Source organism: Halomonas sp. Ps84H-12, assembly GCF_024124725.1.
Taxonomy (GTDB): domain Bacteria; phylum Pseudomonadota; class Gammaproteobacteria; order Pseudomonadales; family Halomonadaceae; genus Vreelandella; species Vreelandella aquamarina.
In genome coordinates, this window is record NZ_JAMXSJ010000003.1 from 117,013 (window position 1) to 142,010 (window position 24,998).

19 protein-coding genes are annotated in these 24,998 nt (G+C 56.8%); 9 read left to right on the forward strand and 10 right to left on the reverse strand.

Features of this window, described 5'->3' with window-relative positions; translation table 11 throughout:
- Positions 1–98: 98 nt before the first annotated feature.
- Both NH344_RS02380 and NH344_RS02385 read left to right on the forward strand, forming a co-directional pair.
- Positions 99–2,066 (forward strand): DNA topoisomerase III, encoded by a 1,968-nt coding sequence (locus NH344_RS02380; RefSeq protein ID WP_253027491.1) that lies wholly within the window; start codon positions 99–101, stop codon positions 2,064–2,066.
- Positions 2,067–2,481: 415 nt separating this feature from the next.
- Positions 2,482–3,795 (forward strand): hypothetical protein, encoded by a 1,314-nt coding sequence (locus NH344_RS02385; protein ID WP_253027492.1) that lies wholly within the window; start codon positions 2,482–2,484, stop codon positions 3,793–3,795.
- Between the two features lie 4 nt (positions 3,796–3,799).
- Here NH344_RS02385 and NH344_RS02390 read toward each other — a convergent pair whose 3' ends face one another.
- A complete protein-coding gene (locus NH344_RS02390) occupies positions 3,800–4,318 on the reverse strand; it encodes a zinc ribbon-containing protein (protein ID WP_058577785.1) in 519 nt (172 codons plus the stop codon).
- Positions 4,319–4,482: 164 nt separating this feature from the next.
- Between NH344_RS02390 and leuS the strand changes: the two genes are divergently transcribed.
- The 5 genes from leuS to NH344_RS02415 all read left to right on the forward strand — a co-directional run bounded on the left by leuS (position 4,483) and on the right by NH344_RS02415 (position 10,087).
- Positions 4,483–7,068, forward strand: coding sequence for a leucine--tRNA ligase (leuS, locus tag NH344_RS02395; protein WP_058577786.1), 2,586 nt, complete (start codon positions 4,483–4,485; stop codon positions 7,066–7,068).
- Positions 7,065–7,577 (forward strand): LPS assembly lipoprotein LptE, encoded by a 513-nt coding sequence (gene lptE / locus NH344_RS02400; RefSeq protein WP_230834235.1) that lies wholly within the window; start codon positions 7,065–7,067, stop codon positions 7,575–7,577. Before leuS ends, lptE begins: the two co-directional genes overlap by 4 nt.
- Positions 7,574–8,641, forward strand: a complete 1,068-nt coding sequence (holA, locus tag NH344_RS02405) for a DNA polymerase III subunit delta (RefSeq protein WP_044628058.1) — start codon at positions 7,574–7,576, stop codon at positions 8,639–8,641. The genes lptE and holA overlap by 4 nt, the downstream gene beginning before the upstream one ends.
- Before the next feature lie 98 nt (positions 8,642–8,739).
- Complete coding sequence (locus NH344_RS02410) at positions 8,740–9,138, forward strand: PA2779 family protein (RefSeq protein ID WP_044628059.1); 399 nt, start codon at positions 8,740–8,742, stop codon at positions 9,136–9,138.
- Positions 9,116–10,087, forward strand: coding sequence for a PA2778 family cysteine peptidase (locus tag NH344_RS02415; RefSeq protein WP_253027493.1), 972 nt, complete (start codon positions 9,116–9,118; stop codon positions 10,085–10,087). The genes NH344_RS02410 and NH344_RS02415 overlap by 23 nt, the downstream gene beginning before the upstream one ends.
- A gap of 233 nt (positions 10,088–10,320) precedes the next feature.
- Here NH344_RS02415 and sthA read toward each other — a convergent pair whose 3' ends face one another.
- The 9 genes from sthA to NH344_RS02460 form a co-directional block, all read right to left on the reverse strand.
- A complete protein-coding gene (gene sthA, locus NH344_RS02420) occupies positions 10,321–11,712 on the reverse strand; it encodes a Si-specific NAD(P)(+) transhydrogenase (RefSeq protein ID WP_058577788.1) in 1,392 nt (463 codons plus the stop codon).
- A 109-nt stretch (positions 11,713–11,821) separates the two neighbouring features.
- A complete protein-coding gene (gene nqrM, locus NH344_RS02425) occupies positions 11,822–12,076 on the reverse strand; it encodes a (Na+)-NQR maturation NqrM (protein WP_044628062.1) in 255 nt (84 codons plus the stop codon).
- A gap of 223 nt (positions 12,077–12,299) precedes the next feature.
- Complete coding sequence (gene nqrF, locus NH344_RS02430; protein WP_044628063.1) at positions 12,300–13,532, reverse strand: NADH:ubiquinone reductase (Na(+)-transporting) subunit F; 1,233 nt, start codon at positions 13,530–13,532, stop codon at positions 12,300–12,302.
- Between the two features lie 68 nt (positions 13,533–13,600).
- Positions 13,601–14,218 (reverse strand): NADH:ubiquinone reductase (Na(+)-transporting) subunit E, encoded by a 618-nt coding sequence (gene nqrE, locus NH344_RS02435; RefSeq protein ID WP_253027494.1) that lies wholly within the window; start codon positions 14,216–14,218, stop codon positions 13,601–13,603.
- Between the two features lies 1 nt (position 14,219).
- Entirely contained in the window at positions 14,220–14,888 is a 669-nt protein-coding gene (locus NH344_RS02440) for an NADH:ubiquinone reductase (Na(+)-transporting) subunit D (protein WP_044628065.1), read from the reverse strand.
- 2 nt (positions 14,889–14,890) lie between these two features.
- Positions 14,891–15,712 (reverse strand): Na(+)-translocating NADH-quinone reductase subunit C, encoded by an 822-nt coding sequence (locus tag NH344_RS02445; RefSeq protein WP_044628066.1) that lies wholly within the window; start codon positions 15,710–15,712, stop codon positions 14,891–14,893.
- Entirely contained in the window at positions 15,712–16,938 is a 1,227-nt protein-coding gene (locus NH344_RS02450; RefSeq protein ID WP_253027495.1) for an NADH:ubiquinone reductase (Na(+)-transporting) subunit B, read from the reverse strand. The genes NH344_RS02445 and NH344_RS02450 overlap by 1 nt, the downstream gene beginning before the upstream one ends.
- The gene (locus tag NH344_RS02455) at positions 16,938–18,287 is read right to left on the reverse strand and encodes a Na(+)-translocating NADH-quinone reductase subunit A (protein ID WP_074210682.1); all 1,350 of its coding nucleotides are present in this window, start codon (positions 18,285–18,287) and stop codon (positions 16,938–16,940) included. Before NH344_RS02455 ends, NH344_RS02450 begins: the two co-directional genes overlap by 1 nt.
- Before the next feature lie 307 nt (positions 18,288–18,594).
- The gene (locus NH344_RS02460; protein WP_044628069.1) at positions 18,595–20,058 is read right to left on the reverse strand and encodes a glyceraldehyde-3-phosphate dehydrogenase; all 1,464 of its coding nucleotides are present in this window, start codon (positions 20,056–20,058) and stop codon (positions 18,595–18,597) included.
- A 242-nt stretch (positions 20,059–20,300) separates the two neighbouring features.
- Here NH344_RS02460 and mfd point away from each other — a divergent pair, with 242 nt between their 5' ends.
- Complete coding sequence (gene mfd / locus NH344_RS02465; protein ID WP_253027496.1) at positions 20,301–23,750, forward strand: transcription-repair coupling factor; 3,450 nt, start codon at positions 20,301–20,303, stop codon at positions 23,748–23,750.
- Between the two features lie 98 nt (positions 23,751–23,848).
- Entirely contained in the window at positions 23,849–24,982 is a 1,134-nt protein-coding gene (locus tag NH344_RS02470; RefSeq protein WP_044628071.1) for a L,D-transpeptidase family protein, read from the forward strand.
- The last annotated feature ends 16 nt before the right edge of the window (positions 24,983–24,998 follow it).

Genomic DNA, 24,998 nt, shown 5'->3' on the forward strand with positions numbered 1-24,998 from the left:
CAAGTACCTGTATAAATTTTCACGCCTCGACGTTCAACCCACTGATCGGCTTCTGCTACCATGACACTCTTTCAAAGACCGCTACCAGGGCCTACCGTATGCGCTTGATTATCGCCGAGAAACCCAGCCTCGCCCGTGCCATTGCCGACGCCCTGCCCGGTGGCGGCAAGCGCCAGGAAGGCGCGATTGTGTGCGGCGATACCACGGTGACTTGGTGCCTGGGCCACCTGCTGGAGCAAGCTCCACCGGAAGCCTACAACCCCGCCGATAAACAGTGGCGGCTCGACCGGCTGCCCATCGTGCCCGGCACGTGGCAGCTCGCGCCGCGCTCCAAAGCCCGTGGCCAGTTAGCAGTGATTCGTAAACTGATCAAGCAAGCTACCAGCGTGGTACACGCTGGCGACCCAGACCGCGAAGGCCAGCTGCTGGTGCAAGAGGTGATCGAGCATTTGAAGTACCGCGGCCCGGTGCAGCGGCTATTGATTAGCGACCTTAACCGCCCAGCGGTCAGCCGAGCGCTAGCCAGCCTGCGGCCGAATGCTCAGTTTCAGCCGCTGTTTCAGGCCGCCCAGGCACGCTCACGGGCTGACTGGCTGTATGGCATTAATCTCACCCGCGCCTGGACGCTCACCGGCCGCCAAGCTGGGCACGATGGCGTCCTCTCGGTAGGCCGTGTACAAACCCCGGTACTTGGGCTGATTGTGCGGCGGGATAACAGCATTCGTGATTTCAAACCCCATCCGTTCTACCCGCTTTGGGTAGATTTACAGGTGGCGCAAGGCCAGCTGCGTGCCTGGTGGGCTCCCAAAGCGCATCAACCTTTGGATGAGCAAGGGCGACTGATTGACCGCACGCCCGCCGATGCCCTGGCCGCTCAGCTACCCGGCGCACGCGGCACGCTCACCACATTAGACCAACAGGAGAAGCGCCAAGCGCCACCGCTGCCCTACTCGCTTTCTGCCTTGCAGGTAGATGCCGCCCGCCGCTTTGGGCTTTCCGCGCAGATGGTGCTGGATATTTGCCAGCGGCTTTACGAGCAGCACAAACTGATCACCTACCCCCGCTCAGACTGCCGCTACCTTCCGGAAGAGCACCTAGCGCTTGCCCAGCGCAGCCTCTCCGGTGCTTGCCAGAATGACGACACGTTACGAGGTTGGCTCAACGGGGCCGACTTTACCCTACGCTCGAAAGCCTGGAACGATAAGCAGGTGGGCGCGCACCACGCCTTAGCACCGACCGGCAAGCCCGCCGATGTCAGCCAGCTTTCCGCCACCGAAGGCCATGTGTTTCGGCTAATCGTGCGCAACGTCATGGCGCAGTTCTACCGCCCGCTGCGCACTTTTGAAGTGAAAGCCGAGTTCACCCTGCTGAATGAAGCCTTTCGCGCTCGCGGCCAAAGCATTCTCGACCCCGGCTGGAAGCCACTGTTCACCACCCGCGAAGATACCCCGCCGCTACCGCCGCTCACCCAAGGCGAAGCCTGCCAAGCACTCGCCGCAGGCGTGGAAGAAAAAGAGACCCGGCCGCCAGAACCATTCACCGATGCCAGCTTAATCAAAGCAATGATGAATATTGGCCGCTACGTGGACGACCCCAACGTGCGCCGCACTCTGCGCGACACCGACGGCCTGGGCACAGAAGCCACCCGCGCAGGCATTATCGAAACCCTGGTGCAGCGCGGCTACCTAGTGCGCCAGCAAAAAGCCCTACGCGCCACCAAACTCGGCTGCGCGCTGATCGCCGCCCTGCCCAGCGCCGTCAGTACACCGGAACGCACCGCCCTCTGGGAACAACGCCTGCGAGCGATCTCTGAACAGCAAGACGACCCCAACGCCTTCCAGCACGCGCTGCTGGAAGACTTACGCGCCCTACTAAGCCAAAGCGACGCGGCCAAGCTGCGCCATAGTTTACAAACCGCCCAAGGCGAAGTTGGAGGCCCCGCCAAACGCAGTGGAGCCACTAAGAAAAGCTACACACGGCGTAAAAGTACCGGCAGTAAGACAGCTACGGGGAGCCGTAACAGTGCGGCGGGGAAGCGGAGTACGGGAAAGAGGCGCAGCAGTTAGCACTTGTTGTTAAATAAATAGCCAAGCCAATTTACTTAAATCAATCAAGGTAACGGTATAAAAGCATCCTAAAACGCAACAACATAGCTATCCCTGTCTGATGCAACCCCCAAACTCGTTGCAGTGCTTCGCGGGTGCCTCACTTCGTTCGTTACACCGCGCTACGGGATCGGTGGCTTTGTCTATGTTTGGGTGGCTTTATCATCGCGCGCTGAAGCGCCCTCCCATACCCCTCATATCTCACGCCCCCTTTCCCCACACCTTCCATCTCTCACAATTGCCATCTCTCAAATCTGCCATCTCTCACTTATGGCAACCCCACACCTCTGTTATCTTCGTCTCCCATCACCTCTTGCGACTAGCCTTCTCACGCAAACCCGATTAGCCTGCTAACTCAACCAGTAAAGGGACTGAGATGCGAGAGACAACGACGCGGCAGCACTTGGCGGGAGTTTTGATTCTGCTCGGGCTGTTGGCACAGATTATTGGTTTTACCGGCGGGGTGCCGACCGCGCAGGCGGTGAGCTATCTGCTGTGGGCGGCGGTGGCGCTGCTGTGGCGGGATATTCCCAAGCGTTCGCGCCTTCAGGCGGGGGTGTTGATTGCCCTGGGTGTGGTGATGCTGGTGGTGGCGCAAACCGTGTATGGCGCGGCGGTGAACTGGCCTGCCATACTGCAGGGGAACGTGTTCGTGGCTTCCATGCTGGTAGGCGTGAGTTTTATCTCGCTGATTGGCACCCAGGGCAACAAGCGTGCGCCGGGTAAGCGGGTAACGGGGGCGGACGGCGTGCTGCGCACCTGGCTGGGCGTGCATTTTCTCGGCACGATTTTGAATCTATCGACGGTGTTTATGGTGGGCGACCGCTTGGCTCGCCGTGCGCCGTTAACCACGCCGCAGTTATTGGCGCTGAACCGAGGGCTTAGCAGCGCCGCGTTGTGGTCGCCCTTCTTTGCCTCTATGGCGCTGGTGATCGCGTTGGTGCCTTCGGTGCAGTATGCCCAGATTGCCGTGGTGGGTTTTCCAATGGCCATGCTCTCGGGGCTATTAACCACGCTAGAACTGCGGCGACGGTTTGATTTAACCGAGGTGGATGGCTTTTCGCTTTCGCCCCGCAGCCTGCTCATGCCTGCAGGCATGGCGGCGCTGGTGATGCTGTTGCACTTTTGGATCACGCCGTCGCTTACTATCGTCAGCATTATTACCTTTTTGCTGCCTGGGGTAGCGCTGCTGAGCAACCTGCGGGAAGGCCCGCGTTTTACCCTGCGGCGCCTGCGTCAGCATACCGTTACTCGCCTGCCCGCCATGCGCGGGGAAATTTCACTGTTTTTAGCGGCAGGCTTATTAACGCTGGGGCTTTCAACGCTGGTAACAGCGACGGCAGGCGATGAGTGGACGCTGTTTGCCCGTTTTGGTACATGGCAGGCCATGGTGAGTTTTGCGGCTATTACGCTTAGTGCGCTGGTGGGGCTGCACCCGATTATTGGGGTGTCGGTGTTGGCGTCGGTGCTTAATCTGAGCAGCGCTGAGCAGACCCTGTTTGCCTTTGTGGCGCTTAGCGCCTGGGCGGTGGGCACCAGTGTGGGGCCGCTTTCGGGTATTAACCTGTCGTTGCAGGGGCGTTACGGGGTGAGCGGTTATCAGATGATGAAAAATAATCTGCCTTATGCGGCGATGATGAGCCTGCTCTCGCTAGGCGCGATCGCAGGCTTGAGCGTTTGGCTAGGTTAGATACTTAGGTTTCGACGATTTTGCTCGGAAAGCGGTAGAAGTAGCGGTGGCCGCACTGGTGGCAGGGTTCCAGCCGGGCGACTTCGTTAAACATGACCTGAGCATCGCAGTGGGTGCAGGCCATTAAGCCAGGGGCGGCGATTTCGCCTTCGCAGTAGTCGGCGCGGGCGGCTTCTAGGTCATCCTCGAAACGTTCGCGGTCTACCACGCTACGGTCGGCAATGGAAAGCAGCGATTCCGCGACCCGGCGGGAAAGCTGGTCGATGTCGATTCCTAGCCAGCTGGCAACCTGCTTGCCGGTATCCGCCATGTAGTAGCGCATGTCTTTCAGGTCGCGCTCTACCCAGGCACGCAGCAGCGCCAGCTCGTCTTTGGTGTACTCCTCAAGCTCAGCTTCAAAGGCAACGGCGTCGTCCAAATCCTTTTGCAGGTTGTCCCAGGTGAGCTCGTTGGCACCATCCTGCATGCGTTCCAATAGGCGCTCGTAGCCTTCGCGAAGGCGGTGATCATTGTGTTTTTCCATGGGTCCTCTCCTTTTGTTGCCACAGGTGCTGCCTATCATCGGTTAGCCGTTCAAGGATACACCCGCATAGGATACAATCGACGCTACTTATCTGACAGTCGTCATCTACTATTCACTTTGCGCCCTGAACAGGGGCGAATTATCCCAAGGCATTGAAAACACCGATGGACGCACAATACAGCCCCCGCGAGATCGAACGTGACGCTCAACAGTACTGGGACAAGCACCAGTGCTTTAAAGCCGTAGAGGACGCCAACCGCGAAAAGTTCTACTGCCTATCCATGTTCCCCTACCCCAGCGGCAAGCTGCACATGGGCCACGTGCGTAATTACACTATCGGCGACGTTGTCTCACGTTTCCAGCGCATGCAGGGTAAAAATGTCATGCAGCCCATGGGCTGGGACGCGTTCGGGATGCCGGCGGAAAATGCCGCGATCCAAAATCAGGTGCCGCCTGCCAAGTGGACTTACCAAAACATCGATTACATGCGCAACCAGTTGAAGGCACTGGGATTTGCCTACGACTGGAGCCGCGAATTCGCTACCTGCGACACCAGCTACTACCGCTGGGAGCAGTGGTTCTTCACCAAGCTGGTGGAGAAAGGGCTGGTCTACAAGAAGATGTCCACGGTGAACTGGGACCCGGTGGACCAGACGGTGCTGGCCAACGAGCAGGTGATCGACGGCCGCGGCTGGCGCTCCGGCGCCCTGGTGGAGCGCAAGGAGATCCCGCTGTGGTTCCTGAAGATCACCGATTACGCCGATGAACTACTGGCGGATTTGGATAACGTCGAGTGGCCCGAGCAGGTCAAGACCATGCAGCGCAACTGGATTGGCAAATCCCGTGGCGTCGAGCTGAGCTTCGATATCAACGCCGCCGATGGTAGCGCCTGCGAGCCACTGGCGGTGTACACCACCCGCCCCGATACGCTGATGGGCGTGACCTACGTGGCCGTCGCCCCTGGGCACCCGCTGGCCAAACAGGCCGCCGAGCAGAGCAGCGAGATCGCGGCGTTCTGTGAAGAGTGCGCCAAAGGCGGCACCTCTGAAGCGGAAATGGCCACCAAAGAGAAGCTGGGCATGGCCACGGGCCATAAAGCCATTCACCCGTTAAGCGGTGAAGAAGTTCCTGTATTCGTGGCTAACTTCGTACTGATGGAGTTCGGCACCGGCGCGGTGATGGCCGTTCCCGCCCACGACCAGCGCGACTGGGAGTTTGCCACCAAGTACGGCGTTGAGTTGAAGCCGGTGGTCGCCGACGAGCAAGGCAACACGCCGGACATCTCCGAAGGCGCTTACACCGAGCACGGCACGCTGATCAATTCCGGCGAGTTCGACGGCCTGGAATTCCAAGCCGCGTTCGATGCCATTGCCGCTAAGCTGGCCGAGCTTGGCCGTGGCGAAGTGAAAACCAACTATCGCCTGCGTGATTGGGGTATTGCCCGTCAGCGTTACTGGGGCGCGCCGATTCCGGTGAAGTACGGCCCGGAAGGCCAGACCGTACCGCTCTCCGATGACGAGCTGCCCGTCGCACTGCCTATGGAAGTCACCGTGGATGCCTCCGGCTCGCCGCTGAAGAAGATGCCGGAGTTCTCCGAGCTGGGTGATGGCTGGGTGCGTGAAACCGACACCTTCGACACCTTCATGGAGTCTTCCTGGTACTTCGCCCGCTTCTGCTGTGCGGATAACCACGAGGCGATGCTGGACGAGCGCGCTAACTACTGGCTGCCGGTGGATCTTTACATTGGCGGTATCGAGCACGCCATCCTGCACCTACTCTACGCCCGCTTCTTCCACAAGCTGCTGCGCGATTTCGGCATGGTCGATTCCGACGAGCCGTTCCAGCAGCTGCTCACCCAAGGCATGGTGATCGCCGAAACCTTCTACCGCATTAAAGATAACGGCGGTAAAGAGTGGTTTAACCCCGCCGATGTGGAAGTGAAGCGCGACGAGAAAGGCCGCCCGCTGAGCGCCATTTTGATGAGCGACGGCCAGCCGGTGGAGATGGGCGGCATCGAGAAGATGTCCAAGTCGAAGAACAACGGCGTCGATCCTCAGTCGATGATCGACAAGTTCGGTGCCGACACCGTGCGCCTGTTTATGATGTTTGCCGCACCGCCTGAGCAGTCGCTTGAGTGGTCAGACTCTGGCGTTGAAGGCGCGCACCGCTTCTTGAAGCGCATCTGGCGTCAGGTCAGCGAGCACTTGGAAGCAGGCACGCCGGGCACGCTGAACGTCGACGCACTCGACGACGATCAGAAAGCGCTGCGCCGCAAGACCCACGAAACCATCAAGAAAGCCAGCGACGACATTGGCCGCCGCACCACCTTCAACACCGCCATTGCCGCTGTGATGGAGCTTTCTAACGCGGTCGCTAAGTTTGACGATACGTCCGAACTGGGCCTCGCGGTTAGCCGTGAAGCGCTGGAAGCCTGCGTCCTGCTACTGGCCCCGATTACCCCGCACCTGTGCCACACCCTGTGGCAGCAGTTAGGCCATGAGCAGCCCGCCATTGAAGCCCAGTGGCCAAAAGTTGACGAAGCCGCCCTGACCCGCGACAGCATCGAGCTGGTGGTACAGGTGAACGGTAAACTGCGCGCCCGCTTGGAAGCCCCGGCCAGCGCCGACAAAGCCGCCATCGAGCAACTGGCGATGGAGAACGAAAACGTCCAGCGCCATTTGGAAGGTAAAACGGTCCGTAAAGTGATCGTCGTGCCTGGCAAGCTGGTTAACATTGTGGTGAGTGGATGAAGCCAGCCCAACCCATAACGCGCCGTCGTTTCCTCGCGCTTAGCACCGCCGCCTCGGCGGCGGTGCTGCTCAGCGGCTGCGGGTTCCACCTGCGCGGCACGGAATCCATGCCGCGCCTGCCCGCACTCTCGATAGAGGGCGATGACAATAGCGCTCTCGCTCAGCAGCTTCGCACGCGTCTGCAGCAGTTAGGTACCGAGGTAGAAAGCGGCGCGCCCTGGCGCGTCACTCTAGGCACGCCTTCGCTACAGGAGCGGCGCATTGGCACCGATGGCCGCGCCAGCCGCGAACACGAGCTAACGCTGAGCACTACGCTCTCGGTTCAGCAGCGGGAAACCAATGCCTACGCGCTGAATAACGCAACGCTGGCCACCAGCACGCGGATTCGCGTCAGCGATGATGACCTGCTGAACCGCGAGACGCTGTTCCAAGAGGCCGAGCAGACACTGACTCGGCAGCTTGCCCAGCGTATTGTGGAACGCTTAGCCAACCTTGAGGCGCTGCGGTGAAGGTATTTGCCGATCAACTGCCCGCTGCCCTAGCCAAAAAACTGCCCAAAGCGGTAATTGTGGCGGGCGATGAGCCGCTTCAACATCGTGACGCCTGCGATGCGGTGCGCGCCGCCGCCCGCCAAGCGGGCATCGAAGAGCGCGAAGTGCTGGATGTGGAGCCCAACTTTGCCTGGGGGCGGCTCTTGGAAACCGCGAGCAACCTCTCGCTGTTTGCCTCCAACAAGCTGTTAGAGCTGCGTTTGGGCAATCAAAAGCTGGGGCAGGAAGGCACCAAAGCGCTGGCGCAGTACGCAGACATGATGGATGGCAGCGATGACCTGCTGCTGATCAGCATGGGAAAGGTCGATGCCAAACAGCAAAAAAGCGCTTGGTTCAAAGCGATAGATAAGCAGGGAATCTTTGTTCCCGTATGGCCAGTCGATGCCTCACGGCTTGGCTATTGGCTGCGGGATAGGGCCTCGCATCACGGCCTGCAGATCGACCTGGAAGCCGCGCGACTGCTGGGTGAGCGCACCGAGGGTAATCTGCTGGCGGCGGATCAGGAACTACAGAAGCTGGCGTTGATCTACCCGGCTAATACCCGGCTCAACGTCGAGCACATTGCCCAAGGTGTGGAAGACAGCACCCGCTTTGATGTCTTCAATCTGGCGGATGCCTGCTTAAAGGGTGAGCCCAGCCGTGCCTCGCGGATTGTGAACGGCCTAAAAAGCGAAGGTGTAGAAGCGCCGATTGTACTGTGGGCGCTGACCCGCGAGCTGCGTACTCTGCTGTCGTTGCATCAGCATTTGGATCAGGGCCAGAGCTTTGAGCACGCCTGTAAAACCCAAAAGCCGATGATTTTTGATAAGCGTCGCCCGTCCTATCAAAAAGCCATTAGCCGCCTTTCCATGAAGCGTTTACACAAACTGCTGTTAATGGCTCAACGCTTGGATTTAGCGGTGAAAGGCGCTTCCGCCGTGCCGCTTTGGCCGGGGCTGCACGACCTCGCGATGACTATGGCAGGCGCGAAAGGCATCCTGGCCGAAACGCCCTGGACCTATCGCATTAGTGCAAATAATTAGCACTTTGCATTTTTGGCTTAAAACCGCTGCTGTTTGTTTCTATACTATTCAACAGGCTACTAACGGCCTGCTCCCCGATAAGTCTAAGGATGAAGACGATGAAAACAGTGCGTGCTTACCTCTCGACCCTTTTGATTGCTGCGTTAGTGTTTGCCAGCCTGCCCGTTGTGGCGGCCCCTACCGCCCCGCAAGGTATGGAGCTGGTATCAACGCAGTCTGTTTTAGCAGGCGACCGTGCCGGTGCGGACCGCGAGCGTATCAATGAAATCCTCGCCCGTGCCGATGTGCAAGATCAACTGCTAAAGCAGGGTGTTAATCCTGCTGACGTTGAAGCGCGTGTCGCGGCCCTAAGCGATGCCGAAGCCCAGCAAATGGCGCAACAGCTTGAGCAACTGCCTGCCGGTGCCGGTGTGATCGGCGCGCTGTTTGCGGTATTTGTGATTCTGCTGGTAACGGACATTCTCGGCCTAACCGATGTTTACCCGTTCACACGCTAATTCATCCGCGATGATGAACCGTTATGTTAACGCCCGCACTGCGGGCGTTTTACTGTTAAGCCTGCTGCTTCTACTGCTAACCGGCTGCGCCCGCAGCCCGGTACTGCTTGAAAGCACCAAAGCAAGCCTGACGCCGCAAACCGAGCTTACCGAGGTGCCGTTTTTCGCCCAAACGGAATACCAGTGCGGCCCAGCTACCTTAGCTATGGTGCTTAATCACGAAGGCGTAGAGGCTAGCTTAGACGAGCTGATTCCTCAGGTATTCTTGCCTGGGCGTGATGGCAGCGTGCAGCCGGAAATGCTGGCCACGGTACGCCGCTACGAACGGCTGGCAATTCCCATCCGAGGTACCATGGATGCTCTGCTCACGCACCTGGAAGCAGGTAACCCGGTGGTCGTGATGCAGAACCTTGCCCTGCCCGCTTTTCCCATGTGGCACTACGCGGTAGCCATTGGCTTTGATTTGCCGAACGAAACGCTTGTTCTGCGCAGCGGTGAAATCGAGCGGCACACCCTATCGTTCAGCCGCTTCGATGCCACCTGGGCGCGCAGCCAGCGCTGGGGCTTCGTGGTCAGCCAGCCGGGCACGCTGCCCGAAGGTGTCACGGCACGCAATGCGTTAGAGGCCATTAGTGCCTTTGAAGAGCAGCACGGATCAGAGAAAACGCTGAGCAGTTGGCAGGCATTTAGTGAGCGCTTCCCGCAAAATCCTACTGGGCAGTTTGCGCTGGGCAATGCCCTGTATGCCGATGGCCAGCCCGAAGCCGCCCTGGCCGCCTTCCAGACGGCCACGAGCCTCGACCCGGAGATGGGTGCTGCGTGGCTCAATCTGGCCATTTTACAATTCCAGCAAGCGCGCCTTGCAGACGCCAGAGCATCGCTTACCCAAGCCGCTTCCCTTGAAGGCGAATGGCAGCCCCGGGCTAGACAGCTTTTGGAAACGCTATAGCGTCGCCCTGAAGAGCCGTGAGAGGAAGCTTCAACTCGCGACGGTGCTGAAATGCACCCGTGAGAGGAAGCTTCAACTCGCGACGGTGCTGAAATGCACCCGTGAGAGGAAGCTTCAACTCGCGACGGTGGCTTGGCCAGGGCGCCTGACGGCGCCATTCGTCCGCTAAAGCGGCCTCCCACCGAAGCTGATCTGGCAGGGCCAACCTTTGCAGGAAGGCCCGCCCTGACCGCTTAGAACACCCGGTTCAGACCGTTTTGAGCCGCCACTCGATAGGCTTCTGCCATGGTGGGGTAATTGAAGGTGGTGTTGACGAAGTACTTGAGCGTGTTGGCCTTGCCCTCCTGCTGCATGATGGCCATGCCGATGTGCAGGATCTCCGACGCCTGGTCGCCAAAGCAATGGATACCGAGAATCTCCAGGGTGTCCTGGTGGAACAGGATCTTCAGCATACCGACCGTGTCGCCGGTGATTTGGGCGCGAGCGGTGTCTTTAAAGAACGCTTTGCCCACTTCATAGGGCACTTTGGCTTCAGTCAACTCACGCTCGTTGGGGCCAAAAGAGCTAATTTCCGGGATGGTGTAGATACCAGTCGGGACATCGCTGACAAAGCGGTACTCTTTTTCCAGCAGCTCGTTACAGGAGTTTAGGCCCTGATCGTAGGCGGCACTGGCCAAGCTTGGCCAACCTATGACGTCGCCCGCCGCATAAATATGCGGAATCGAGGTGCGGTAGTGCTCATCCACGCTGAGCTGGCCCCGGCCATTCGCTTCCAGGCCGATGTTCTCCAGCCCCAAGCTGTCGGTGTTACCAGTACGGCCGTTGGCCCATAGGAATGCATCGGCACGGATTTTCTTACCGGATTTCAGGCGTACCACTACGCCTGCTTCATCACCCTCGACACTCTCGTACTCTTCGTTATGACGAATCAGCACGCCGTGCTTGCGTAGGTGATAAGAGAGCGCATCGCTGATCTCATCGTCCAAGAACGACAACAGGCTATCCCGGTTGTTGATCAGGTCTACCTTCACGCCAAGCCCCGAGAAGATAGAAGCGTACTCACAACCGATAACGCCCGCGCCGAAAATTACCAGCGTACGCGGCGTGTGGGACAGGCTCAGGATGGTATCGGAGCAGTAGATACGCGGATGGCGGAAGTTGATATCTGCTGGGCGATAGGGGCGCGAGCCGGTGGCAATGACAATTTTCTTGGCCACTAACTCTTCCATCCCCTCTTGGCGGTCGCGAACGACGACAGTATGTTCGTCTTTGAAACGCGCGACGCCGTGAAAGAGGTCGATTCGATTACGCGCGTAGAATGTCGTACGCATTTCGACTTGTTTGTCGATGGTACCGCGCGAGCGCTCCATCACTTTTGGGAAGGAGAACCAACGGGGCTCACCGATATCGCGGAACATTCGGTTGGTATTGAACGCCATGATCTGCTTGACCTGATGGCGCAGCGCTTTGGAAGGAATAGTGCCCCAGTGGGTGCAGTTACCGCCTACCTGAGCCTGCTTCTCAATTATCGCCACCCGCATACCGTGCTTAGCAGCATTAATAGCAGCGCTTTCTCCGGCGGGGCCGGTACCGATCACCACGACATCGTAATTGTGAACCGCCATACGGTTTGGATCTCCTTGTTCCCTGACATCATCAATTCATTAGCGCATACGTAAACGCCCGCGGTTAAGCGAGCGTTTGATGTTATTTAACGCGTAGTAGCATCAGCGGTTAGCGGCGCGTTGCATCGTAACCTAAGTCGGCGCCACGGCTTTCATCACTACGGCGCCGTACGCTACCGCGTTTGCGGTTCTCTTCTTCGCATACTTCGTCTTTACCGCCGCAGATATCGCAGCCATCCTTCATGCCGATTTGATTAAGCCCACCGCATGAGCCTGCGATGGGTTTACGCCCCATCAGCACGCCAACGGCCATCGCGCCCATAATCAGCGCCATAAACCCGAATACCAGTAGCCAAATTGCCATGTTGTCCTCCTAGCATTACGTTAGGTACCTCACCTGCCGACAATACTTGTGCCGATAAGTGCCTTAAAAATCTACCGCCCATTGTACCTCAGCCACCGCAAAATGATCAGGCATTGGGTGTTTTTCAGCACGGATACTTCGCATCTGCCAACAAAACGGTAAACAAAAACAAACGGGGCTAGCCCAAAGGCTAGCCCCGTTTCTAACGTTCGCTGACGCGATATTAGCCGCCGAAGTCATCCAGCAGGATGTTTTCCGGCTCAACGCCCATATCAAGCAGCAGCTTGATAACAGAGGCGTTCATCATGGGCGGCCCACACATATAGTACTCACAATCTTCAGGCGCCGGATGGTCCTTCAGGTAGTTTTCATACAATACATTGTGGATGAAGCCCGTCGGGCCTTCCCAGTTATCTTCCGGCTGCGGATCGGAGAGTGCCAAGTGCCACTCAAAGTTCGGGAACTCTTCCGCCAGCTGGTCGTACTCTTCGTTGTAGAAGGTCTCACGCCAGGAGCGCGCGCCGTACCAGAACGAAATCTTACGCGTCGATTTCAGACGCTTAAGCTGGTCAAAGATATGGCTACGCATCGGGGCCATACCGGCACCACCACCGATGAAGACCATTTCAGCGTCGGTGTCTTTGGCGAAGAACTCACCAAACGGCCCCATCACCGTTACCTTGTCACCCGGCTTCAGGTTGAAGACGTAGGTGGACATCAGGCCCGGCGGATGACTGCTGCCAGGAGGCGGAGTTGCGATACGAATGTTGAACTTGAGGAGGCCTTTCTCTTCCGGATAGTTCGCCATGGAGTAGGCGCGGATGACTTCCTCGTTGTTTTTATGGGAAATGTCGAACAGGCCAAACTTTTCCCAGTCGCCACGGTACTCTTCTTCGATATCGAAATCGGAGAACTTGATATCGTAGGGCGGTGCTACCAGCTGGACATAACCACCGGCGCGGAAGGCAACTTCTTCACCTTCAGGCAGCTTCAGGTTCAGCTCTTTGATGAAGGTCGCTACATTGGGGTTGGCCGTTACTTCGGTTTCCCACTTCTTCACGCCGAAGACTTCTTCCGGCACTTCAATTTTCATATCCTGCTTCACAGGAACCTGGCAGGAGAGTCGCCAGCCCTCTTTCTTCTCGCGCATGGTGAAGTGCGACTCTTCGGTGGGCAGGATAGAACCGCCGCCCTCTTTTACCCGGCATTTGCACTGGGCACAAGAGCCACCGCCACCACAGGCGGAAGAGAGGAAAATACCGTTGGCCGCCAGGGTGTTCAAAAGCTTGCCGCCGGCCTGGGTCTTCAGGGTGTGCTCAGGGTCGCCGTTGACTTCAATGGTCACGTCCCCGCTACTCACTAGCTTGCTGCGCGCTGCCAGAATGATCGCCGTCAAACTAATGACGATGACCGTGAACATGACAACACCGAGCAAGATGACAGATGTATCAACCATGTCGGTTTCCTATTGCTGAAGGTTTTCTGTACCTCGGCAGCCTGGGCTGCCGAGAAAACCGGCTCCGATTAAAGCTGAATGCCAGAGAAGGACATAAAGCCCAGTGACATTAAGCCAACGGTGATAAACGTGATGCCAAGACCCTGCAGACCGCCCGGCACGTCGCTGTACTTCAGCTTTTCACGAATACCCGCCAGAGCAGCGATTGCTAGCGCCCAACCGGTACCAGCGCCGAAGCCATATACCACGGCCTCACCGAAGTTATAGCTACGCTCTACCATGAACAGTACGCCACCCAGGATGGCGCAGTTTACGGTGATCAGCGGTAGGAAAACGCCCAGCGCGTTGTAAAGCGACGGTACGTACTTATCAAGGAACATCTCCATGATCTGTACCAGTGCCGCGATAACACCGATGTAAGAGAGCAGACCCAGGAATGACAGGTCGATGTTTTCAGCACCGCTAATGCCGGTCCAGGTCAGCGCGCCTTCTTGCAGCAGGTACGTGAATACCAGGTTATTGACCGGCACAGTGATCGCCAGTACGACGATAACCGCAATACCGAGACCGATGGCAGAAGACACCTTCTTGGATACCGCGAGGAACGTACACATGCCCAGGAAGAAGGCAAGTGCCATGTTCTCGACGAATACCGAAGCGACGAAAAGGCTTAGATAGTGTTCCATGTTACACGGCCTCCTTCGGCTTGGTGTTGTGCTTCATCTTAAACTCGTTCTCTTCGACTTGCTCCGGGTTGACAGAGCGCAGTACCCAGATCAACAGACCAATGATGAAGAAAGCAGACGGCGGCAGCAGCAGCAGACCGTTCGGCACGTACCAGCCACCATTCTGAATGGTCGGCAGTACAGTGAAGCCGAACACGCTGCCAGCACCCAGCAGTTCGCGGAAGAAACCTACCACCATCAGGACGAAACTGTAGCCCAGGCCATTACCGATACCATCCAGGAACGACATGCCCGGCGTATTGGACATCGCGAAACCTTCCGCGCGGCCCATTACGATACAGTTGGTGATGATCAGACCGACGAACACCGACAGCTGCTTGGACATTTCGTAAGCATAGGCTTTGAGGATCTGGTCGACCACGATAACCAACGAGGCAATGATGGTCATCTGAACGATGATACGAATCGAAGACGGAATGTGATTCCGAATCAACGATACGAACAGGTTCGAAAAAGAGGTTACGAAAATAACCGCCAGCGACATGACCAGCGACACGCTCATGCTGGTGGTCACCGCCAGTGCAGAACAGATCCCCAGAATCTGAAGCGCAATGGGGTTGTTCTTAAAAATAGGCGCCGTTAAAACGCCTTTTGCATTTACATCCGCCATGATCAGGCCCCCTCAACGTCGTCGAAGTCAGTCTCGGTGTCTTCGGCGTCTGATGGCTCGGTACCGCTGCGGAATTTAGCCAGGTAAGGAGCAAAGCCCTCTTCGCTGAGCCAGAACTGCAGCATGTTGGTCACGCCGTTACTGGTCAGCGTGGCACCGGAAAGCGCATCGACTTCGTACTCGTTACTCGCGCCGCCTTTGGTCAGGTGGATTTCAGGAGAGAGGTCGCCCTCTTCGCTGTAAATCTTTTTACCTTCCCACTGGGCTTGCCAGCGCGGGTTGTTTACCTCAGCACCTAGACCCGGTGTTTCTGCGTGGTCGTAGTAGGTGATACTGACGATGGTATTGCCGTCACCCTCTACCGACAGGAATCCCATCATACGGCCCCACAGGCCCTGCCCACGAATAGGCAGAACGATCTGGTCAGGATTCTCAGGATCGCCTACTAGGTACACAGTCGCGAATTTTTCTACGCGCGAGAGTCCCGCGATGTCACGGTCGCCAGACAGCGTGCGGCCAGTGGCCGGATCGCGTGCAGCTTCGAAACCATCGAAGGTCTCGGGATCGAACTGATCGGTATAGTCACCGGTTTCGAGTTCGACGACGCGCGCAGTGATCTGGGTGCTGAACGCTTCTTCCACATCCATACCCGGCTCGTAAAGACGCGCCACGTTGAGGATGTTGGTTTTACGGTCCAGCTCCTGATTGAGCTGCTGCGCTGGGCGCAGTGCTACGGCCGCCGTCGAAACGATGACCGAGCACACGATGCACAGCGAGAACGCTACGATCAGGACTTTCTTGATGGAGTTGTTACCTTGTGCCATTAGGCAGTCTCCTCGGCCGGTGTACCAGTGCGCTTGAGACGGCGCTTCACATTGGCCTGGACGAAGAAGTGGTCAATCAGCGGCGCAAACAGGTTGGCGAACAGGATGGCCAGCATGATGCCTTCCGGGAACGCCGGGTTGACTACGCGGATCAAGACCGTCATCACACCGATCAGGGCACCGAACACCAAGCGACCTTGGTTGGTCATCGCGGCAGACACTGGGTCGGTCGCCATGAACACCATACCAAAGGCAAAACCACCAATGACGAGGTGCCAATACCACGGCATCGCGAACATAGCATTGGTCTCGGAGCCGATCAGGTTGAACAGCGTGCTGGTAATCACCATACCCAGGAATACACCCAGCATGATGCGCCAGTTGGCAATCTTGGTCCACAGCAGTACGGCAGCACCGATCAGGATGGCCAGCGTCGATACTTCGCCAACAGAGCCAGGGATAAAGCCTAGGAAGGCATCCCACCAGCTATAGGTGTTGGTCAGCGCAGTCATACCGTCTTGGAACGCCATAGAAAGCGCAGTAGCACCGGTGTAGCCGTCGGCTGCTACCCATACTGCGTCACCAGAAATTTGTGCCGGATAAGCAAAGTAGAGGAACGCGCGGCCCGTCAGCGCAGGGTTCAGGAAGTTCTTACCCGTGCCGCCGAAGATCTCCTTACCGATCACGACACCGAAGGTAATGCCGAGTGCAACCTGCCATAGTGGAATAGTGGCTGGCAGAATCAGCGCAAACAGCACGGAAGTCACGAAGAAACCTTCGTTGACTTCGTGACCACGCTTAATGGCGAACAGCACTTCCCAGAAACCACCCACGACGAACGTCACGAGGTAAATGGGCAGGAAGTATGTCGCGCCAAGAACGAAGTTAGCCCACAGGCTGCTGGGATCATGACCGCCCGCGAGGGTCATCATGATGGCATCGCGCCAGCCGTTCATGGAGGCATAACCCGCTTCGATGGCAGTGTTCGCCTGCCAGCCTGCGTTCCACATACCGAAGAACATGGCCGGGAAGGTACACATCCATACCGTGATCATGATGCGTTTCAGGTCGACGCCATCACGCACGTGAGCGGTGGTTTTTGCAACGCTGGGGGGCGAGTAGAAAATCGTATCTACCGCTTCATAGAGCGGATAGAACTTTTCGTACTTACCACCTTTGTGGAAGTGCGGCTCGAGATTATCGAGTGTTTGTCGAATACCCATCATCAGGCCTCTTTCTCGATCATGGTGAGATTGTCACGCAGGATGGGGCCGTACTCATATTTGCCGGGGCAAACGTAGGTACACAGCGCCAGATCCTCTTCGTCCAGCTCAAGACACCCGAGCTGCATGGCAACCTCAATGTCGCCCACAATCAGCGAACGCAGCAGTTGCGTTGGCATGATATCCAACGGCATGACGCGCTCGTAGTTACCCACCGGCACCATGGCACGCTCGGAGCCATTTGTAGAAGTAGTCGGCGCGTAGTTACTCAGGCCTTTAAATTTGGAAAGATAAATGCCCATAACGGAGTGGCGATTCGCACCCAGAGATAACCATCCCATAAAGGTGCGCTTATTGCCCTCTTCCAGCAAACTGATTTGGTTGTGGAAGCGACCCAGATAAGTCAGTTTGCCTTCAGCGGCAGCGCCAGAGAAAACCGAGCCGGAAATCACGCGGGTGTCATCGGGTTTGATGACTTCACCTGCTAAGAGTTCTTGAGTGCTGGCACCCACACGGGTACGCAGAATGCGCGGTTTTTCTGCACGCGGGCCACCTACCGCTACGATGCGGCTTGTGTCCAGCTTACCTTCTACAAACAGCTTGCCGAAGGCAATCACGTCCTGATAACCGATGTGCCACACTTTCTTATGCAGCGCCACGGGCGAGAGGTAGTGAATGTGTGTGCCTACCAAACCAGCCGGATGCGGCCCAGCAAAGCTTTCGGTTTTTACACCGCTGACATCACCACCCGGAATTGAGGCGTTTGCACCCGTGCACAGAAAAACGTTGCCCTCGGTCAGGCGGGTTAGCACCTTGAGGCCGTCTTCAAATGCTTGGGCATTTTCATTGATGATAAAGGCAGGGTCAGCGCTTAGCGGATGAGTATCTACAGCGGTGACAAAGATATCGGCAGGAACGCTATCGATGGCTGGTGTGCGTGAGAAAGGACGGGTGCGCAGGGCAGTCCAAAGTCCTGACTCAACAAGCTGGTCGACAACGGCTTGACGATCAAGCTGTCCTAAAGCACCACGATCATGAGAAGCAAATGTCATCGCTTCTTCATTTTCATCGACTTTAATAACCACAGACAGCAGACGACGTTTTTCGCCACGGTTAATTGCGACTACTTCACCACCGGCAGGCGCGGTAAAACGCACGCCATCAATTTTCTTGTCGGTGAAGAGAAGCTGGCCTAACTTGACCTTGTCCCCTTCCTGAACTTCCATTGTTGGTTTCATACCAACATAGTCAGTGCCCAGGATTGCCACGTGACGCACAGGCTGCGCATCTTCAATACGCTGCTCGGGCGCTCCCGTGATGGGGAGATCCAGGCCTTTTTTGACTTCGATCATAGTCTCGCCCAGTTGATGGATCGGATATACGAAGGTAAGGGGTTCGAATGCTTATTTTCTGCTCAGTGAATTCTTATTTTCTGTTCAGATTGTTACCAGTCAGGCCCAAGCAAGCTTGAACCACCCCGAAAAATCTATCGCATTATAAAGATAAGCGCGGCCAATGACCACATCCCTGATGGCCTCCAAAAGTGCTATATGCATTTGTAGTGCATTTGTTTCTGGTACAAAAAACGCCACCCGAAGGTGGCGTTGATTCAACGTTTTAAGTAATGCCCTAATTTAGCGCACTACGGACCTGCACTCATTAACTCGCCTGACGTGGCAGCTTCAAAAACTGCACATTCGACATATGCTGAAGAATACGAATGACCTGGCAGCTATAACCAAACTCATTGTCGTACCAGACGTAGACCACTGCATGATTGCCGTTAGCAATGGTCGCTTTGGCATCAACAATGCCCGCGTGGCGATTACCAACGAAGTCAGAAGAAACCACTTCTGCAGAGTCAACGAAATCGATTTGCTTTTGGTAAGCAGAATCAATCGACATACGGCGCAGGTAGTCGTTCAGCGCGTCTGCATCGGTACCTTTATCCAGCGTCAGGTTCAAAATCGCCATAGATACGTTCGGGGTCGGTACGCGAATGGCGTTACCAGTCAGCTTGCCTTCTAACTCCGGCAGCGCCTTAGCAACCGCTTTAGCTGCGCCTGTTTCGGTCAGTACCATGTTAAGTGCCGCACTACGGCCACGACGATCACCTTTATGATAGTTATCAATCAGGTTCTGGTCGTTGGTATAGGAGTGAACGGTCTCAACGTGCCCTGTCGCCACACCGTACTCATCGTTAAGTACTTTCAACACCGGCACAATGGCGTTCGTCGTACAGGAAGCCGCCGACACGATGCGGTCATTATCGCCAATCGTTTCGTGATTAATGCCGAATACGATATTTTTGATGTCACCTTTACCCGGCGCCGTCAGCAGCGCTTTTGCTGCACCTTTACACTCAAGGTGCTGGCCCAGACCCGCTTCATCACGCCAAATACCGGTGTTATCAACAATCACTGCGTTGTGAATATCGTAGGTGGTGTAATCAATTTCGCTGGGGGAGTCGGCGTAGATGACCTGCACCACGTTGCCGTTAATGGTCAACGTACGCGCGTCAGCATCCACGGCGATGGTGCCATCAAACGGGCCATGAACCGAATCGCGGCGCAGCAGACTGGCACGCTTCTCCAGGTCTTTCGCCACATCACCACGGCCGCGCACCACAATGGCACGCAAACGCAGTAGGTTTCCGCCGCCAGCCTTCTCGACCATCACGCGCGCCAGCAGGCGACCAATACGGCCAAAACCATACAGCACGACGTCTTGAGGCTCGCCTTTGTTGCCACCCGGCTGAAAGCCATCGATGATCTCGCCTAGCTCATGGCGCAAAAACGCATCAAGGTCGCCACCGCCCTGGCGCTTAAAGCTCACTGCTAGCTTACCCACATCGACGTGAGCAGGCCCCAGGTTCATCTCACTCATCGCTTTTACGATGGGGTACGTATCTTCTACCGACAGCTCTGTGCCTTCAATTTTGCGCACAAAACGGTGATCTTTAAGGATACGAATGACCGACCGCTTGATCAGAGAGCGTCCGAACATCGTGGCCACAACGTTGTTCTGGCGATAGAGCTGCCCCACTAGTGGGATCATTTGCTCCGCCAGAGCTTCGTTGTTTTGCCATTCCTGAAAAACGTTTTCGAGCGCTTGCTGACTCACGTGCGGCCTCATTGAGTTATGAACGGGGATGTCCCGAGCATTATCCGGAGCTTATTAAGGTGCCGCAATGAATGGATAGTCGCACAACATGTAGGGGTATTACAGAAACAGGGTATTGACTACAAACGCCAATGATGCAGCGACCAAGCGATCTTAACTCCCCATGGCGCCAAAGCCTCTGCGCGAAAGGGCGGATCGTGTATGATCTTGGTTCCGTTTCTGTGCAAAACGATACCTTTACTATGCCTTCTTTCTCTCTGCTCGAACCGCCTCAGCCGCAAGGGATTCGCGATACGCTCTATTTGCAAGCGCCGCCGGGCAGTGCGACTGCCCTAGCGCTAGCTCAGGTAGCGTCAAGCGCACCGTTACTGGTGATCACTCCCAACACCGCCAGCGCCCAGAGGCTGGAACAAGATCTCGCTTTTTATAGCAGCGTGCCGGTTCTCCCCTTCCCCGATTGGGAAACCTTGCCCTACGACAGCTTCTCGCCCCACCAAGATATTATTTCTGCTCGGCTGAGAACGCTGCGCCTGCTACAGGATGGCGTGCGCGGTATCGTGCTTGTGCCGGTCAATACCCTCATGCAGCGGCTGCCGCCTGTCTCGTACATCGCTGGCCGCGTGATGACGCTAAAGGCGGGGGCCACGCTGAATCGCGAAACATTCCGCGAATCACTCTCCCGGGCAGGCTATCGTGCGGTAGAGACCGTGTATGAGCCAGGCGAATACGCCATGCGCGGCGCGATTATCGACCTATTTGCCATGGGCATGGATGAGCCGATTCGTATTGATCTATTTGATGATGAGATCGACACACTGCGCCACTTCGACCCCGGCAGCCAGCGCTCTACCAACAAAGTGGATGTCATCGAACTGCTGCCTGCCCATGAATACTCGCTAAGCCGCAGCGCGATTGCCTGCTTTCGTGAGCAGTTTGAAACCCTGTTTGATGTCGACCCGCGCCAGTGCCCGCTCTATAACGATGCGCTGAAAGCGATTCCCTCTCCTGGGCTAGAGCAGTATTTACCGCTCTTTTTCGAGGAAACCGCCTCACTGTTTGAGCATCTCACCGTAGATACTCGCATCGCCTTACTCCCAGACGTTTTCCACGCGGCTGAGCAGCACTGGCAGTCGATTGAATCGCGCTATGAGAATTTAGGTGTTGACCCTACACGGCCGCTACTACCGCCTCACCGGGCGTTCTTCCCGGTTAACGAAGTGTTTTCAGCCATTAAAGCGCGGCCTCGCCTTGAGTTCACTGAGGACGACAGCCAACGCCATGCGCTTGCTCCTCTGGCCCAAGCACTCCCCTCTCTGGCCATCAATGCGCGCGCCAAACAACCGCTGAGCGAGCTGGCGAGCTTCTTAGATAACCATCCCAAGACCCGCATGCTGTTTGTTGCCGAGTCTCGCGGGCGGCGAGAAGCACTGGAGGAAGTCCTCTCCCCGCTGAAACTATCGCTGCCCCATAGCGATAGTTTCCAGGCTTTTTTAGCAGGCAGCGAGCACATCGCTATAACGGAAAGCTTGGTGGGCAGTGGCCTATGGCTCACCGAGCCCGATGTCGCGGTAATTAGCGAAACCGAGCTGTTTGGCGACGTCGTGCGGCAAAGCCGTCGGCGGGAAAAAGCCACCGACGATAACGAACTAGCGGTCCGCCACCTTTCCGAGTTGCGCGAAGGAGCACCGGTGGTTCACCAAGCCCACGGCGTAGGCCGCTACCTGGGCCTGGAGACTCTGGAAGCGGGCGGCCAGGCCAACGAGTTTCTCGCCCTCTCCTATGCCGACGGCGCCAAGCTGTATGTGCCAGTAGATAGCCTGCACCTTATCTCGCGCTATAGCGGCGCCGATGACGAACTCGCTCCGCTGCATAAGCTGGGCTCCGACCAGTGGGAGAAAGCCCGCCGCAAAGCCGCTGAAAAAACTCGCGACACCGCCGCAGAGCTATTGGATATTTACGCCCGCCGTGAAGCCCAGCAAGGCACAGTGTACGACCCGCCCGGCGATGAGTATGTGCGTTTTGCGGCCAGCTTCCCGTTTGAGGAAACACCGGATCAGAAGGCGGCTATCGAAGCAGTGATCAGCGACATGGTCTCTCCTCAGCCAATGGATCGCGTGGTGTGCGGCGATGTGGGCTTTGGTAAAACCGAGGTGGCCATGCGCGCCGCCTTCCTCGCCGTACAGTCCGGCAGACAGGTCGTAGTGCTAGTGCCGACAACGCTGCTAGCACGCCAGCACTTCGAGAACTTCCGCGACCGCTTTGCCGACACTGCCGTCAATATCAGCCTAATCTCGCGCTTTACCGGTGGCAAAGAGATGACGCAAACCCTGGAAGGCATCAAAAGCGGCCAAACCGATATCGTTATTGGCACCCATAAGCTGCTCTCGAAAAGCGTCGAGCTGCCCAAAATGGGACTGCTGATTATCGATGAAGAGCACCGCTTCGGCGTCGCCCAAAAAGAGAAGTTGAAAACCCTACGCGCGGAAATCGACATTCTCACACTCACCGCCACGCCCATTCCGCGTACGCTCAATATGGCCATGAGCGGCATCCGTGACCTTTCTATCATCGCCACTCCGCCCGCAAGGCGCTTATCGGTAAAAACTTTTATACAGCAGCGCGATAACAGCATTATTAAGGAAGCGCTACTGCGGGAGATCCTGCGCGGCGGTCAGGTCTACTTCCTGCACAACGAAGTTAAAACCATTGAGAATGCTGCTGAACAGATCCGCGAGCTAGTGCCGGAAGCCCGCGTTGCTGTGGCCCACGGCCAGCTTCCAGAGCGCAGCCTTGAGCGGGTGATGTCTGATTTCTACCACCGACGCTTTAACGTGCTGGTGTGCTCCACCATTATAGAAACCGGCATTGACGTACCTAGCGCCAACACCATTTTGATTGAGCGTGCGGATAAGTTCGGCCTAGCACAGCTACACCAGCTGCGCGGCCGCGTAGGGCGCAGCCACCATCAGGCCTATGCTTACCTACTAACCCCGCCACCCAAAGCCATGACACGAGATGCCGTAAAACGCCTTGAGGCGATTAGCGCCTCCGACGACCTGGGGGCAGGCTTTACATTGGCTAGCCACGATATGGAAATTCGCGGTGCGGGTGAGCTTTTGGGAGACGAGCAGAGCGGCCAAATGGAAACCATTGGCTACACCCTTTATATGGAAATGCTGGATCGGGCGGTGAAAGCAATCCGCGCAGGCAAAACCCCTAACATCGACGCGCCCTTCAACACAGGCGTCGAAATAAGCCTGAATCTGCCTGCCCTCATTCCCGATGATTACATTCACGATGTACAGCAGCGCCTAGTCATGTATAAACGCATCGCTAATACGCAATCAGATACCGAGCTTAAAGAGTTGCAGGTAGAGTTGATCGACCGTTTTGGTCTACTGCCACAGCCGTTGAAGAACCTGATTCGGCAGACGAAGCTGCGCCACCGGGCAGAACAGCTCGGTGTTGCGCGCATAGAAGCAGGTGAACAGCGCGGCCGCATGATTTTTAACACCACTACCCAGGTAGACCCGCTGACCCTGGTCACGCTGATTCAAAAATCTCCCCAGCACTACCGCTTAGATGGTTCCGATACTTTACGTTTTGAATTTCCAATGGAAACGGTCGAACAGCGTTTCGAAAAGATTGAAGCACTGCTAACGACCCTTAATCAAAAAGTAGCGGCGGCGTGAACCTTGGGGCAAACTTGTCATTAAGCAGCACATATCGGTAACGCATCGCTGCCCATTACCATGCGTACCAGCAGTGCATACATTGATTAGGATCGACCATGAACATTCGTAAGAACATTACCCGTTGGGGACCTACCAGCCTGGCAGTTCTGCTGGCAGCGAGCCTTGTGGGCCCCGTTTATGCACAGCCGTCGGCCGAGCAGGCCGAAAGCACTGCGGCGATTACTGACGACGCCACTGCTAGTGCAGAGCAAGTTGCTGAGGCGCAGGAACTACCGCGCGGCCACTTCCGACTACCCGAGCACGGCGATATTATTGGTGAGTACTACACCGTTACGGTGGAGGACCCCGAAGAGACGCTTATCGACATCGCTCGTCGCCATAATATTGGCTACGAAGAGATTCGCATGGCGAACCCAGACGTTAGCTTATGGGTACCGGGTAAAGGCACCGAGGTAGTGATCCCTGCGCGGTACATTCTGCCGCCTGCGCCACGCGAGGGCGTGGTGGTCAATCTCTCCGAGCTGCGCCTTTACTACTACCCTGCCGACAATCCCGGCATTGTGGAAACCTACCCTGTCAGCGTTGGCCGCGAGGAGTTTGCGACTCCGGTAGGCATCACGCGGACCACGGTCAAAGTCAAAGACCCTGCCTGGGCACCGCCCGCCTCGATGCGTCGTGAAGCGGCTGCAAGAGGCGAGCCTGCACCCGCTATCGTTCCACCAGGGCCTGACAACCCGCTTGGCCGTCATGCCATCTTGCTGGCTATGCCGAGCTACTTGATCCATGGGACCAATCGCCCTGATGGCGTGGGTATGCGTGTCAGCCGTGGCTGTATTCGCATGTACCCGGAAGATATCGAGTCGCTGTATGAACGCCTACCAAGCGGCACTAAGGTAAACCTGATGGATGCGCCTTTTAAAGCAGGCTGGGCGGCAGACGGCACACTGTTTGTGCAATCCTACCCTCAGCTGGAAGAGAACGTAGGCAACTTTGAGCCGCTTCTTAATGCCATTGAGCGGGTCAGCGAACTGGCAGAAGATCAAGCAGAAGTGGATTACGAGCAAGTCAAACGCGCGGTGGAAGCACCAGACGGCCGCTTTGTGGCGCTATATGGCCCGCAAGCACCCGCCCCTGAGCAGGAACCCGAGCCGCAGCCCACTCAGCAGCTAGAGGGAATTTTGGAAGGTGTCGAGCTTTCCACGACCGTTCGAGTTGAAGGCGACGCTTAACGCGCAAAGCGCTAGC